This is a genomic window from Streptomyces sp. NPDC102360 (genome assembly GCF_044766085.1).
Classification (GTDB): Bacteria; Actinomycetota; Actinomycetes; order Streptomycetales; family Streptomycetaceae; genus Streptomyces.
This window is the reverse complement of sequence record NZ_JBIWLG010000003.1, coordinates 794,086-807,737: the sequence shown is the minus strand read 5'-3', so window position 1 is coordinate 807,737 and position 13,652 is coordinate 794,086. Positions and strand designations below refer to the sequence as shown.

Genomic DNA, 13,652 nt, shown 5'->3' with positions numbered 1-13,652 from the left:
ACAGCCCGTACTCACTCGGCCCACGGGAGCGGAATCCTGTCCTCGCTCCCGGGCAGCATCGCCTTGCCGCCGACCGCCATGGCGACCAACGCTTCGGCCGGGCCGCCCACGGCGGTCAACTGCCGCACCGTCCCCGCGGGGAGGATGACGGCCTGCCCGGCCGCGGCCCGCCCGGCCCTGCCCTTCACCTCGACCGCGAACTCACCCGACAACGGCATCCAGACCTGCTCCCGGTCGATGATGTGCACCGGCGTGGCCGACCCCGACCCCAACTCCACCCGCCACGTGCTGATCTCGGCGCTCCCCTGGCTGAGGGCCGCCAGGTCGGCGAGAGCGCCCAGCGGACGATCAGGACCCCCGTCATCGGGATGGCCTTTCAGCTGGTGCTCACCGAGTTTGTGAGCCGGGTCGACGCCGCCGGATACTCCGACCTCCGCCCCGTGCACGGCATGGTCTTCCAGGTGTTGCAGGGTTCCGGTGCCACCAGTAGCGAGCTGGCCGAAGAGCTCGGGGTCACCAAGCAGGCCGCCGGGCAGATCATCGACGACCTGGAGAAGCGGGGGTACGTGGAGCGGCAGCCGCACCCCGCCGGCGGCCGGCGCAAGCTCGTCGTGCTGACCGGCAAGGCGAGGGAGCACCTTGCCGTCGCCGGAGGGGTGCTGCACGAGCTGGAGGGGCAGTTGGCCGAGCGGCTCCGTGGCGTCGGAAAGGAGGTGCCGCGAGCCGAACTCGCGACAATCGTCCGCGCGTTCGCGGGCGACGCGATTCCTCCGCTGCGGCCGGTCTGGTGAGGTGTGCGGTGGTGTACGGCCCGGGGAGGATGTGATCCCCGGGCCGTGACGGCCTACTCCGGCACCCCAGTGGGCACGGCGATCCGCGCGGTGACGGCACCAGCCGCCGCGAGTCCGGCGACGGCCAGGCAGCTGCTCACCAGGAACGGTTCGAAGGCGTCGAGGGCGGGAGCGAACCCGACGCCCACGTAGAGCGTGACACCGGCGGATCCGCCCAGTTGGTCGGCGGCCCGTTGGACGCCGGAGGCGATACCGGCGTCGTCCTCCGTCACGCCCGACACCGCGACGTACTGCAGCCCGACGATCCCGAACCCCATCCCGGCCGCAATGAGCGCCATGGCCGGAACCAGCGCCCAACCGGCCGCCCCGAGGGAAGACACCAGGGCGATGGCGGCCATCGCCAGCGCGGTGAAACCGACCCCGGCCAACACACAGACCCGGGCACCCCAGCGCCCGAGCAGCCGGGGCACCAGCACCGAGGCCGCGATCAGGGACACCGCCAGCGGCAGCATCGTCAGACCCGCCTGGAGCGGCCCGGCGCCCAACCGGTCCTGCAGGTAGTAGGTGAACAGCAGGAACGACGTGGACAGCGCGGCACTCAGCAGCGCGGTGGCGGTGTTGGCCAGGACGCGCGGCCCGTTGCGGAAGAACCGCAGCGGCACGAGCGGGTTGCGTGACCGGCGCTCGACCCTGACGAACAGGACTCCCGCCGCCACCGCGCCTGCCAAAGCCACCGGCGGCAGCCAGGCTCGCCTGCCGTCCGCCGCCCCCGCCTCGACGACACCGAGGGTGAACAGCAACGGCGCCGCGACCAGCAGGAGCGCACCGGGAAGGTCCAAGGGGGCACGCCCGGCAGGCCGTTCACCCGGCACGAGGAAGACCGCGGCCGCGAGTACGACCAGGATGAAAGGCACGGACGCCAGGAAGATCCACCGCCAGCCGAGCAGCTCGGTGACGACACCGGAGACCACGAATCCGAGGACGAGGCCGCAACTCGCGACGGCGGCCCACACGCTCAACGCCCGCGACCTGCGCGGCCCTTCGGGAAACATGAGCACGATCACCGCCATCGCCGCGGGAAGCGCGATCGCCTCCCCGGCGCCCTGCAACAGCCGGGCCGCCACCAGCACGGCGAACGACGGCGCGAGCCCCGCCAGCAAGGACGCGGCGCCGAACAGCGCGGTGCCGAGCAGGAGGACGCGACGCCTGCCCAGCACGTCGCCGAGACGGCCGCCCAGCATCAGCAGACCGCCGCCGGTGATCGTGTACCCGACCACGATCCAGGTCAGGGTGTGCCCGTCGACGCCGAAATCGGCGCCGATCGAGGGCAGGGCGACGTTGACCACGGTCACGTCGACCGCGATGAAGAACTGCAGCATGGCCATGCAGCACAGCACGAGCCACGCACGCACCGGGGACGAGCCGTCCCGACGCGACTTTCGCGAAAGTCGCGAAAGTCGCGAAAAGAGAATGCCTGAAAACACAGAGTGCTCCGTTACCCAGAAGGGGTTCCGAGCAGCACCGACGTGCCGCTCCGGTCCGATCACGGAGCGGCAGAACGTCCGAACAGAAGTGAGACGAACGCCCCGCCGCTAGCGGAGCGCCCTCGTCACCGCGGCACAGGCAGCGGCGCAGGAAGAAGCAGACATGCGGCCGATGCTACCGGACCGCCCCGTCCGGCTGCGGGGGGACGGCCCGCGCGCGGCGGCGGCGATGCGTACGCACTTCGACGGCATCCGGGAGCGGCTGGCGCCGGGGGGGTGCGGCGGCGGCCGACCGCCCGGTGGGCTGAGCCAGGGGCTGAGCCGGACGGCTGACCGCAGAGCGGTCAGCCGCGGGGCCCGGCCTCCTTGTCGTAGCGGGCCCGCAGGTCCTCCCAGAACCCCAGCGCGACGGACTCGAACAGCCCGCGCACCGGCAGCTGCCCGGCGGTGTCGAGGTCGCCGCTCGCCGCGCGGGCGAGGGCGTCGCGCATCGCGGACGCGGCGCCGCCGACGTTGAGGAGGGGGCATGATGGCCAGCGCGTATCCGGCCTCGCGCAGCACGTCGAGCCCCGCGTAGGGTGTCTTGCCGCCCGGGGACGAGGTTGAAGAGCGCGGGCGCGGCGGCCTCGGACGGTACCCGCCGCACCTCCTCCATCGTCCGCGGTGCCTCGACGAACACCATGTCGGCGCCGGCCTCGACGTACCGGTTGACCCGGCGCACGGCCTCGTCGAACCCGTGCGTGGTGCGGCAGTCGGTGCGGGCGATGAGCACGGTGGCCGGGTCGCGGCGCGCCTCGGCCGCTGCCTCGATCTTGTCCAACACCCCAGCCGGCAGCCCGGCCTGACGCACCATCTCGGTCTGCGTGGCGAGATCAATTCCTCATTCGACGCTCCGAGGGCCCGTGGGGGAAGTGGGCGACGCCTGTCCGGGAGTGTGCCGGTGCGCAACGGCCGGGACGGGGGAGAGCCGGTAGGCGCCGTCGTGGGTGACGACGCGGCCCGCCGTGGGCGGGGCGAAGTGGGTGCCCAGGACCAGCGTGTCCGTGCCGGCCAGCGAGTCGAGCAGCGCGCGGCGCGAGGCCTCGGACCGGGGCGGGTCGATGTCGACGCAGGCGCCGATGGCGGGGTGGGCGAGCTGTACGGGGTGGTGGACGCAGTCGCCGGTGATGAGCGCCGTGCCGCCGTGGCCGGTGAGTTCGACGGCCACGTGGCCGGGGGTGTGTCCGGGTGTGGGGAGCAGCCGCAGTCCCGGGACGACGGTGTGTCCCTCGGCGGGCACGTCGACGAGGTCGAGCAGGCCCGCCTCCTCCACCGGGGCCACGGAGTCCCGGAACATCTGCTCGCGCGCCTCGTCCATGTCGTACGCGGCCCAGAACTCCCGCTCCGTGCGGGAGGTCAGATAGCGGGCGCGGGGGAAGGTGGGCAGCCAAGTGCCTTTCACCTTCCGGGTGTTCCAGCCGACGTGGTCGGCGTGCAGGTGGGTGAGGATCACCAGGTCGATCGAGTCCGGAGGGAATCCGGCGGCGGTGAGGGTCCGCAGGTAGTCGGTCCTCAGGTCGTGCCAGGCGGGGTTGGCCCGCTCCTTGCCGTTGCCGATACCGGTGTCGACGAGGACGCGCAGCCCCCCGACGGTGAAGGCGAAGGTGTGGCTGTCGAGGCGGAGGGTGCCGTCGGCGTCCGCGAAGTGCGGGTGCAGCCAGTCCTGTTCGACGACGAGGTCCGGGGTGGCGTCGGGCAGCAGCCACGGTCCCGTGGCGGGCGGCAGGGGTGTCTCGTCGATGCGGTGGACGGTGATGTCACCGACGGTCCAGGAAGGGGTGGTGGTCATGTGGGTCCGTCCTTCGAGGCGGGGCTGAACTCTAAAAGCAATCTGTTTGCGTTAGTGGACCATAGGCGCTATGGTCCACTAACGCAAACACTTAGCGTTTGGAGTGAAGGTTGGAGTGCGGGGAGGAACCGTCCATGTCCGATGTCGACCGGCGTGCCGCCGTCGCGGCCACCGCCGACCACGTCCGTTCCGTCGTCTCGGTCCTGCGGGAGCTGGACTTCGGGGACACCCCGCCGGCCCTCGCCTACCGCGCGGAACAGCACGGACAGGGGAAGCCCGTTGCAGCCGTATGAGATGTCCCTGAGCGAAGCCGCCGAAGCGATCGAGGAACGGCGTTTGTCGCCCGTCGAGCTGGCGGATTCCGTCCTGAGCCGCATCGGGCGGCTGGAGCCGACTCTCGGCGCCTACGTGACCGTCACCGCCGAACGGGCCCGCGAGGCGGCACGCGACGCCGAGCGCGAGCTGTCGGCCGGCCGCCGTCGGGGCCCCCTGCACGGCGTGCCGATGGGTCTCAAGGACCTGATCGACGTCGCCGGAGTGGCGACGACGGCCAGCTCCCGGGTGCGAGCCGGTCATCGCGCGGAGGCCGACAGTGCGGTCGCCGCCCGCCTGGCCGAGGCCGGTGCCGTGCTGCTGGGCAAGACGCACACGCACGAGTTCGCCTACGGCCTCACCACCCCGCAGACCCGCAACGCCTGGGACGCGGGCCGGGTCGCCGGCGGCTCCAGCGGCGGCTCCGCGGTCGCCGTCGCCTCGGGGATGGCGACCTTCGCGCTGGGCACCGACACGGGCGGTTCGATCCGGGTGCCCGCCGCGCTCAACGGCGTCGTGGGCCTGAAGCCGACCTATGGACTCGTCCCCCGTCGAGGTGTCACCGCCCTGTCCTGGTCGCTGGACCACGTCGGCCCGATCGCCCGCACCGTGGAGGACGCGGCGCTGGTCCTGGGCGTGCTGGCCGGACACGACGCGCACGACCCGGCCTCGCTCGACGTCCCGTCCACGGACTACAGGCCGCGTGCGGACACGGGCCTCGCAGGGCTGCGCGTCGGGGTGCCGCGTACCTACTACTTCGACCACGTCCACCCCGAAGTGGAGGTCAAAGTCCGGCGAGCCATCGCCCAGTTGGCCGACCTCGGTGCCGACCTCGTCGAGATCGACATCCCGATGGCCCGCTACGTGCAGGCCACACAGTGGGGGCTGATGGTCTCCGAGGCGAGCGCGTACCACGAGGAAACCCTGCGTACGGTCCCCGAGCTCTACCAGGCGGACGTCCGCACCCTTCTCGAGGCCGGTGAGCTGATGCCCGCCGGGGACTACCTGCGCGCCCAGCGGTCCCGGACGCTGATGCGGGAGGAGTGGGCCCGCGTGCTGCGACAGGTCGACGTGGTTGCCGCCCCCGCCGTCCCGGTGACCGCCGTCGAGGCCTCCCAGGAGGCGATCACCTGGGCCGACGGCACGGTCGAAGCGGTGTCCGACGCCTACGTACGTCTCTCCTCCCCGGCCAACATCACCGGTATGCCGGCCCTGTCGGTACCGGTCGGCCACGACACGGCCGGGCTGCCCATCGGCATGCAATTGCTCGGCCGCCCCCTCGACGAGCGCACCCTCCTGCGGGTCGGACACGCCTACGAGCAGACCCGCCCCGCCCCCGCGCTCGCGCCGGCTGCATGAGGAACCCGCAGTATGAGGAACCCGCAGCATGAGGAACCCGCAGGTCGACGCGCGGACTCCTAGACGCAACGATTTCGCTTTAGCATGGGTCCCATGAGCAGGCAGATGGTACGTCCCGGTGGGCGCAGCGCCCGTGTCCAGGCGGCAGTGCACGAGGCCGTCCGCGAACTCGCCGCCGAGGTGGGCCGGGATGCGGTGACAGTGCCGATGGTCGCCCAGCGTGCGGGCGTGACACCGTCGACGATCTACCGGCGCTGGGGTGACCTTCAGGCGCTGCTGTCCGACGTGGCGGTCGAGCGGCTGCGGCCCGACACGGAGCCGAAGGATCACGGCACCCTCTCCTCCGACCTGACGGTCTGGGCCGAGCAGTTCCTCGACGAGATGGCCTCACCCGCCGGCCGCGCCTACATCCGCGACGCCCTGCTCGGCGACCCGGACGGCAGCAACGCCGGCCAGTGCTCCGCCTACGCCGCCGAACAGATCGACGTCGTCCTCGCCCGCGCGAAGGGGCGCGGGGAGAAGACACCCGACGTCGAGAAGGTCATCGACCGCGTCGTCGCGCCCCTCATGTACCGGATCCTCTTCCGCCCGGACGGCATCGATGCCGCGTACGCCCGCCGCCTCGTGAAGGAGACGCTCGGCAGGACCGGGTGAGAAGGGCAGCGGCAAGCAGAGCACCTCCGGCGGATCGAAGTCCGACGCCAAGGCCGGCACGGCGAAGACCGACGCGAACACGGAGGCCGGTTCGAAGGCCGTGGAAGGCGCGGAGGCCGCGGAAGGCGCGGAAGCCGAGGCCGCCACCGACAGCAAGTCCGCCCCCGACAGTAAGTCCGGCACCGCTGCCACGGGAACCGGCGCCGCGGTCGTGGACAGGCCCGAAGCCACCAACTGGCACGCCGGCCCCGCCGACGCCGTCCCCTTCAGCTGAGCTTCGGCGCCCGCACGGTCCGCCCCACCTCCGCGCGCAGCTTCACGAACTCCGGCAGCCCCCGTGTCGCGATCTGGTCGCGTTCCACGGGGAGTTGGACCCGTAGGTCCAGCGCGATGCCGGAGTCGGGGGCGGGCGAGAGGACGACCACGCGGTCTCCCACGTAAACACTCTCGTCGATGTCGTGCGTGACGAACACGATCGTCGTGCCGTCGGTGCGATGGACGTCGAGCAGCAGGTCCTCCAGGTCCTCGCGGGTCTGCGCGTCGAGGGAGCCGAAGGGCTCGTCCATGAGGAGCAGGGAGGGGCGGACCACCAACGCGCGGGCGATGGCGACCCGTTGCTGCATGCCGCCGGAGAGTTGCCAGGGGTGGCGGCGGGCCGAGGCCTCCAGGCCGACGCGGGCCAGGATGCGGTCGGCCGCGGCCCGCCGTTCGGCGCGGCGCAGACCCTGGCGGCGCAGCGGCAGTGCCACGTTGTCGCGGACCGTCAGCCAGGGCAGCAGGGAACGGCCGTAGTCCTGGAACACGACCGCGAGCCGGTCGGGCACTCCGGTGACCGGGGCGTCGTCGACGGTGATCGTGCCCTCCTGTACGGGGAGCAGTCCCGCGATCGTGCGGAGCAGTGTCGACTTTCCGCAGCCCGACGGGCCCACGACACACAGGAGTTGGCCGCTCGGAACGGTCAGCGACACATCGTGCAGGACGCGATGAGAGCCGTACGACTGGCTGATGGCGGTGAGGCGCAGCAGGTGGGGGCGGTCCTCGTCGCCGAGGTGTGTCGTCATGCCGTCCTCCCCGTGCCGAGCACGCGCTTCTCGATGGCCAGCAGGCCGGTGTTGAGCAGATACCCCAGGACGCCGAGCAGGGCCAGGGCCGCCCACACGGTGAGCAGGTCCGAGCGCGACTGGGCGTCGGTGAGGACGAAGCCGATGCCGTTCTCCGTGCCGGGCAGCAGCTCCGAGAACACCATGAGGATCAGCGCGAGCGAGAGGCTGAGTCGCAGTCCGGCGAAGATGCGGGGCAGCGCGGACGGCACGATGACGTACCAGAGCCGCTCGGCCGTGGTGAGCCGCAGGGTGGCGGCGACCTCCAGGCGCAGCGGATCGGTGTTGCGGGCGCCCTCCGCGGTGTTCACGAGCACCGGCCAGACGGCGCTGAACACGATCGACGTGATCTGCATCGGCGTACCGAAGTCGAGGACCACGACGAAGACCGGGACCAGGGCGGGCGGCGGGACGGCCCGCGCGAACTGCAGCACCGGATCGCACAGCGCGTACACCCGCCGGGAGCGGCCGATCGCCACCCCGAGCACGATCCCGGCGACGGCCGCGAGCAGGAAACCCGCCGCCATCCGGCCGAGGCTCGGGCCGATCGTGTCGAACGCTGCGTCCGTGAGGAACACATGGCGGACCGGTCCGGAGAACCACAGCTCGTACGCGTGCCGTCCGATGTGCGACGGGGGTGGGAAGAAGACACTGCCGTGCGCGCGGGTGGCCACCTCCCAGAGGGCGACGGCGAGCACGAGGACAGGCCAGCGGAGCAGGGCGCCGGTTCGGGGGCGTTGAACCGGCTTACGTGGAAGGCGTGTTGGCGCTTGGATCGTCCGCGTCACGCGCGCACCGCCCGCCGCTCGGGCGTCCACGGGAACAACCGCCGCTCGCCCCACACCAGTACGCCGTTGATCAGCAGGCCGAGCACGCCCGCCCACACCACACCCGCGAGCACGTCCCGGTTGCCGTCAGTGGCCTGTTGGGCCTGCGCGATGAAGATGCCGAGGCCCTCTCCGAACCCGGACAGAAGCTCCGTGGCGACGGCCACGACGAGCGCGACGGCCGCCGAGATACGGATGCCGGCGGCGATGAACGGCGCGGCGCCGACCAGTTCGACGCGCAGCAGCACCGCGGCCCGGCCGAAGCCGAAGGCGCGCAGCGTGTCCTTGGCCAGCGGCTCGCTCTCATGGAGGCCGTACATCGTGTTGAACAGGATCGGCCACACCGAGGCGTACGTGACGAGTGCGACCTCCGTCTCGGTGCCGGAGCCGAGCAGCAGGGACACCAGCGGGATCAGCGCCACGGACGGCAGCGGCCGCAGGAACTCCACGATCGCGCGGACCGCGGCGTCGACGACGGGCACACTCCCGAGCAGCAGTCCGGCCGGCACGGCGATCGCACACGCGAGAGCGAGGCCGAGCACCCAGGCGCGCAGCGTGGCGCCGACCCCGTCGAGGAACACCGGGTCGCCCGCCAGCTCGACGGAGTGGGCGAGGATGTCGGACGCGGGCGGCAGATACTCGCGCCGCACGATGCCGGCACGCGACACCGCCTCGCAGGCGCCGAAGGCCAGCAGCACACCGAGGGCGCCGAGCCCGGCGTCCCTGCGGGCGCGGCGGTTCACTTGACGACGAGTGTCGACGGGTCGACGGCCTTCTTCAACAGCCCCTGCTTCCGCATGAGTTCGGTGAGGCGGCGCAGCTGGTCCGGGTCGGTCCTCGTCGGATACGCGGGCAGCCCCATCGACTTGGCCTGCGCGGACTTGACCTTGCTGTAGGTGGGCACCACCTTGCGGACGGCCGTGGGGTCCTCGTCGGCGATCTTCGAGGCGGCCTCGATGGCGCGCTTGAACTTGGCGGCGGTGTCCGGGTTCCGCTTCGCGTACTTGGCGGTGGTGACGTATCCGCTGATGGGCAGCGACTCGACGGGGCTCGCGGCGCCGTCGATGAGGACCTTCGCCTTGAGGTCGCTCTGGATCGCGCTGTCGAAGGGCTCGACGACATGCACCGCGTCGACCTGCCCCTTCTCCAGGGCGGCCCCCATCTGCGGGAACGCGATCTGCCTGTAAGCGGGTTTGCCGGCGCCCCGCTTCTCCAGGATCGCGTCGAGCGTCAGCGTCTGGATGTTGTTGAGGATGTTGACGGCGACCTTCTTGCCCTTGAGATCGGCCGCGCTCTTGATGGGGGAGTCCTTCGGCACCAGGACATCCATCATGTGCGGCGCCGTCCGCACACCCTCCGCGAGGATGCGCACATCGAGCATGCCCTTCTCCTGGGCCTGCAGGAAGGTCACGTAGTTCGCGCTCGCGATCACGTCGACCTGGCCCTTGGACAGGGCGGGCAGCGCCTGGATGCTCTGCTGCACGGGCTGGATACGGACATCCAGCCCCTCCTTCTTGAACAGCCCGCGGTCGCGGGCGATGTACAGCGCGGCGGAGTCGGTCAACGGCAGGGCGGCGACGGTGACTTGGGCGTCCTGGCCGCCCCCGGTATCGTCCGAACCGCTGTCCCCGCACGCCGTCATCAGCAGGGCAAGTGTGGTGATGGCGACCGCCGCCCCACCCGTACGCTTCTTCACCTGACGTGACGTCACCATCATTGCTTATCAGGTGATTGACGGTGATCGCCACAGTGCCTCGGTCGCCGTCACCGGATCATCCCTGGTCGCGGCGGAGCAGCAGATTCATGGCGGTGAGGGTCAGCACCGTCTCGCCATGCTGGTTGAGCACCTCGACGTCGGTGTGGACGAGGCCCCGGTCGGGCTTGGTGCGGGAGGGTCGGGCCGCGCGGACCGTGGCGCGGATCGAGAGGCCGTCGCCGGGGCGGACCGGGCGAGGCCAGCGCAGTTCGTCGATGCCGGGCGAGGCCAGGCTTGCGACCTTGCTGACGTAATGGTCGGCGTACAGGCGCATCATCACCGAGGCGGTGTGCCAGCCGCTGGCGATGAGCCCGCCGAAGGGGCCGGCGCCCGCGGCCTCGACATCGGTGTGGATGTCCTGCGGGTCGAACTCCCCGGCGAAGCGGAGGATGGCCCGCTCGGTGACGGTGATGCTGCCGTAGGTGTACGTCGATCCGGGAACGTAGTCCTCGAAGTACCGCTTCTCGACGGGGGTGTCGAAGTCGGGGCCGATGGCGTGCGTCGATGGTGTGGTCATCGATCGCACGTTAGCGGACGGATGCGCCGGGCATGCGGCGGATCCGTCCGCGGCGTGCGCGTCAGGCCCGACAGTGCCTGCCGCCGGTTACGCGTCGCCTTCGCCTCCGAAGCGGTGGCGGAACTCCTCGGCGAGGGTGCCGCCGGCCGCCGCCACCAGCTGCCCGACGATCGGGTGGACGACCAGGCTGGTGACGGCTCCCGCGAGCGCGGGAAGGTGGCGGGCGAACCAACGGCGTACGTACTCCATGGTGGACAGGTCGGGTTCCGGTGCGGTCGCCGACTCCTCCAGCTCGTCGAGGAGTTCACCGGCACGGTCCGGGGCGTCGCCGGGCAGCAGTGCGCGGACGCGGGCGAACTCGGCGCGCAGCACGGCCAGTTGCTGCTCGGTCACGGCGGCCGGGGCGGGGGCGCCCGCCACCTGCGAGACGGTGTTGTCACGGCCGACGACCACCTGGCCGGAAACGCCGCCTTCCGTCCGGATCTCGTAGTGGTCGCCGCCTGATGTGTGGGGCATGAGGTCTCCTCAGTCGATGCCCGAGCCGGGCTCGGAGGGCGGGAGCGGGGGCGAGGGTGGGGATGGGTCGGTCGGGCCTGGTGGGACGGTGGGGCCTGTGGGGTCGGTTGGCCCGGTCGGGCCGGTGGGAACGGCGGCGGCCGTCCCGGTCACCTGCATCGTCACGTCCTGCTGTCCCACGTCGTCCGGCATGGTGACCAGCGCCTTGTACGCGCCGGGCTTCTTGGGGGCGAAGGTGACCCGGAAGACGCAGTCGTGCGAGCCGCCCGCCGGCGGGCACGAGGTCAGGGCGGTCTTCCAGTCCGCGGGATCGCTGGCCTTGAGGGCCTGTTCGTTGTCGCACTCGAGCCATGAGGTGAAGTGGACGGTTTCGGTCCTGGTGTCACCGACCTCGACGGCGCCGAAGTCCCGTGCGGGCAGCCCGACCGGCGGACAGTTGCCCGTGCCCGGCGGAGGTGTGGCGGCGCGCGGACTCGTGGGAGCGGTGGACGCGGGCGACGACTGCTGCGTCGGGCTCGGGCTCGGGCTTGTGGGCGAGCCGGTGGGGCTCGTGGTCGAGAACTGCGTCAGTGGTGAGGTGACGCTTGGTGAACCGTCCACCACTACCTGCGGCGTCCCGCCTCCGGCCAGGTTCGCGACCCCGACCGCCAGGCCCGCTGCCACCAGGACGCCACCGGCGCCGACCGCCACGGGGTGCGACGCGACGACGTGGTGCACGGAGTGGCGAGCCTGGTGGAGCCCCCACCCGCGTGGCCGGGGCGGCCCCGCACCGCTGCCGACCGGACTGCCGGCGCCGGGCGGGCCGCTCGGCGCGGACGGGCCACCGGGTGCGGAGGGCCCGCCCTGCCCGGGGCCCGGCGCGCCCGGACCGCCGCCCCCACCGCCCCCGCCCCCCGCGTGCGCCGCCGCGTATCCCACGCCCCCGCCACCGCCGACGAGCCCCGACGAGGCCGTGCTCAGCGCGATGACCCGCACGTGCACCTCGTGCGCGAAGTACGACTCGTCCGCCGCGGCGCCCAGGAACTGAGCCGCCGCCCTGCCGTAGCGCAGGACCTGTCCCCACACGCCCCAGTGCAGCGAGAGCGCGAGCAGCGGGGCCGCCGCGCGTGCGAGGTCCCGCACGCCCCGGTGGTCCTCGACCATGGCCAGATTCCCCAGGACCCGCCGGATCGTCGCGGCTTCGGCGCACGCCTCGTACCGGGTGGCGCGGGTCCGCAGCCAGTGGGTGAGGGCGGGCGCGAGCTGGGCGGCGGCGGGGAGCGCCCCGGCCTGCTGGGCGACCAGGACGGCGAACGGTCCGCAGGAGCAGAGGTTGTCGCCGTCGACCTCGACCAGTCGTAGCGCAGTGAGTTCGGCAAGCGCCATCGGGTCGGGGCGTACCCCGAGCGCCGACAGCAGAACCGGTGACGCGGGCAGTGGGGCCAGGGTGCACAGCGGCCGCAGCAACGCGGTCGCCTGCTCCGACAGCCGGGCCGCGGTACCGACGGCGAGTGCGGTGTCGTCGACCGGGAAGAAGCCGGGAGGCCATGGCGGGCCACCGGCCCGACCGGGGGCGCCCCGCCTCTGCGAGGCGTTGAACGCGGCGGCTGCTTGCAGGACGGTCTGTGGATGCCCGTGGACGGCCGCGACCAGCTGCCGGGCGGCATCGGCCGCGGGCCCGCCGGGGTAGTACCCCACCTCGCCTGCCAGCAGGTCGAACGCATGCTGTTCGTGCAGCCCATCGAGCCGCAACGGGCGCAACTCGGGGCGCTCGATGCGGTCCACGGCGGCCGTGAGTAGCCGGCAGCCGGGTGTCGCCTCGATCAGCAGGCCCAGGTCGTCGGGGGAGACCTGGAGGTCGTCGACGACGAGGACCACGTGCAGCGCACCCAGTAGCCGGCGCAGGGTGGCGGGTTCGGGCTTGTAGCCCTCGCAGGGACGGCCGTCGGACAGCTCGTAGCAGGCCTGGAAGATCTCCTGGAGCAGGTCCTCCGTTGTCCTGTCGGCCGCGTGGAGATGGAGGACGGGCCGGCCGAGCGTGAGCTGCTCGGCGGCGCAGCGGCGCAGCAGCGCGCTCTTGCCGATGCCGGGCGGGCCGAAGACCTGGACGCGCCTCCCCGCTCCCAACCAGGCGCCGATCGCCGAGAGTTCACTGTCCCGGCCGATGAGCACCTCGCCCTGGCCGCGCAGCGCGGACCCGCCCGGATACGGCCGGGCACGCGGCCGCAGCTGCGGTGGCCCCTCGGGCCGGTAGGCGACGTACGCGCCCTGCTCGGCATTGATGACGACGTTGTTCCGGCCGACGACGACCTGCCCGTTCACTTCCCCGCGTACGTCGACCCTGCCCACATCCCCCATGGGCTCGCCCTTCCCCCGTTACGCCTTGACAGCGTTCTACGCCGACTGACAGCCCCCATCAAGGCAATTGCGCCAGATCGGGGTAAGAGGTGGGAATTGGGGCGCAAGTGGGGGTACGGCGGCTACCGGTGGGGGCCGATCCCCGTCTTCTTGGCCCGCACCTTGTCGAGG

General features: G+C 72.0%; 16 protein-coding genes and 1 pseudogene. 5 read left to right on the top strand and 12 right to left on the bottom strand.

Going from position 1 to position 13,652, the window contains the following annotated elements:
* Positions 1-11: 11 nt before the first annotated feature.
* Positions 12-248 carry a cupin gene (locus ACIRHA_RS18030; RefSeq protein WP_403846324.1) on the bottom strand — a complete coding sequence of 79 codons (237 nt, stop codon included), beginning with the start codon at positions 246-248 and terminating at the stop codon, positions 12-14.
* Positions 249-368: 120 nt separating this feature from the next.
* Between ACIRHA_RS18030 and ACIRHA_RS18025 the strand changes: the two genes are divergently transcribed.
* A complete protein-coding gene (locus tag ACIRHA_RS18025; RefSeq protein WP_403846321.1) occupies positions 369-791 on the top strand; it encodes a MarR family winged helix-turn-helix transcriptional regulator in 423 nt (140 codons plus the stop codon).
* Positions 792-844: 53 nt separating this feature from the next.
* Here the strand turns inward: ACIRHA_RS18025 and ACIRHA_RS18020 are convergent, their stop codons facing one another.
* From ACIRHA_RS18020 to ACIRHA_RS18005, 4 genes and pseudogenes are all read right to left on the bottom strand, one after another.
* A complete protein-coding gene (locus ACIRHA_RS18020) occupies positions 845-2,176 on the bottom strand; it encodes an MFS transporter (protein WP_403846318.1) in 1,332 nt (443 codons plus the stop codon).
* 443 nt (positions 2,177-2,619) lie between these two features.
* Complete coding sequence (locus tag ACIRHA_RS18015; RefSeq protein ID WP_403846537.1) at positions 2,620-2,766, bottom strand: hypothetical protein; 147 nt, start codon at positions 2,764-2,766, stop codon at positions 2,620-2,622.
* 95 nt (positions 2,767-2,861) lie between these two features.
* A pseudogene (locus ACIRHA_RS18010) lies at positions 2,862-3,128 on the bottom strand (isocitrate lyase/phosphoenolpyruvate mutase family protein); the annotation flags it as partial.
* A 27-nt stretch (positions 3,129-3,155) separates the two neighbouring features.
* The gene (locus tag ACIRHA_RS18005; protein WP_403846315.1) at positions 3,156-4,103 is read right to left on the bottom strand and encodes an MBL fold metallo-hydrolase; all 948 of its coding nucleotides are present in this window, start codon (positions 4,101-4,103) and stop codon (positions 3,156-3,158) included.
* A gap of 134 nt (positions 4,104-4,237) precedes the next feature.
* On the opposite strand from ACIRHA_RS18005, the gene ACIRHA_RS18000 reads away from it, so the two are divergent.
* From ACIRHA_RS18000 to ACIRHA_RS17985, 4 genes are all read left to right on the top strand, one after another.
* Positions 4,238-4,396, top strand: a complete 159-nt coding sequence (locus ACIRHA_RS18000; protein WP_403846312.1) for a hypothetical protein — start codon at positions 4,238-4,240, stop codon at positions 4,394-4,396.
* Positions 4,383-5,774, top strand: coding sequence for an amidase (locus tag ACIRHA_RS17995; protein WP_403846309.1), 1,392 nt, complete (start codon positions 4,383-4,385; stop codon positions 5,772-5,774). The genes ACIRHA_RS18000 and ACIRHA_RS17995 overlap by 14 nt, the downstream gene beginning before the upstream one ends.
* 93 nt (positions 5,775-5,867) lie before the next feature.
* A complete protein-coding gene (locus ACIRHA_RS17990; protein WP_403846307.1) occupies positions 5,868-6,428 on the top strand; it encodes a TetR/AcrR family transcriptional regulator in 561 nt (186 codons plus the stop codon).
* 100 nt (positions 6,429-6,528) lie between these two features.
* On the top strand, positions 6,529-6,702 hold the full coding sequence (locus ACIRHA_RS17985) for a hypothetical protein (protein ID WP_403846304.1): 174 nt from the start codon (positions 6,529-6,531) through the stop codon (positions 6,700-6,702).
* Here the strand turns inward: ACIRHA_RS17985 and ACIRHA_RS17980 are convergent.
* The 7 genes from ACIRHA_RS17980 to ACIRHA_RS17950 all read right to left on the bottom strand — a co-directional run bounded on the left by ACIRHA_RS17980 (position 6,695) and on the right by ACIRHA_RS17950 (position 13,481).
* The gene (locus ACIRHA_RS17980) at positions 6,695-7,453 is read right to left on the bottom strand and encodes an ABC transporter ATP-binding protein (RefSeq protein ID WP_403846528.1); all 759 of its coding nucleotides are present in this window, start codon (positions 7,451-7,453) and stop codon (positions 6,695-6,697) included. The two genes, ACIRHA_RS17985 and ACIRHA_RS17980, sit on opposite strands and share 8 nt — an antisense overlap.
* A gap of 32 nt (positions 7,454-7,485) precedes the next feature.
* Complete coding sequence (locus ACIRHA_RS17975) at positions 7,486-8,226, bottom strand: ABC transporter permease (RefSeq protein ID WP_403846301.1); 741 nt, start codon at positions 8,224-8,226, stop codon at positions 7,486-7,488.
* A gap of 86 nt (positions 8,227-8,312) precedes the next feature.
* Complete coding sequence (locus ACIRHA_RS17970) at positions 8,313-9,098, bottom strand: ABC transporter permease (protein ID WP_403846298.1); 786 nt, start codon at positions 9,096-9,098, stop codon at positions 8,313-8,315.
* Positions 9,095-10,066: an ABC transporter substrate-binding protein gene (locus ACIRHA_RS17965; protein ID WP_403846296.1), complete on the bottom strand. Its 972-nt coding sequence runs from the start codon at positions 10,064-10,066 to the stop codon at positions 9,095-9,097. The genes ACIRHA_RS17970 and ACIRHA_RS17965 overlap by 4 nt, the downstream gene beginning before the upstream one ends.
* Before the next feature lie 61 nt (positions 10,067-10,127).
* A complete protein-coding gene (locus ACIRHA_RS17960) occupies positions 10,128-10,628 on the bottom strand; it encodes a MaoC family dehydratase (RefSeq protein WP_403846294.1) in 501 nt (166 codons plus the stop codon).
* An 87-nt stretch (positions 10,629-10,715) separates the two neighbouring features.
* Positions 10,716-11,144 carry a hypothetical protein gene (locus tag ACIRHA_RS17955; protein ID WP_403846292.1) on the bottom strand — a complete coding sequence of 143 codons (429 nt, stop codon included), beginning with the start codon at positions 11,142-11,144 and terminating at the stop codon, positions 10,716-10,718.
* A gap of 9 nt (positions 11,145-11,153) precedes the next feature.
* Positions 11,154-13,481, bottom strand: a complete 2,328-nt coding sequence (locus ACIRHA_RS17950) for a hypothetical protein (RefSeq protein ID WP_403846290.1) — start codon at positions 13,479-13,481, stop codon at positions 11,154-11,156.
* Positions 13,482-13,652: the final 171 nt, after the last annotated feature.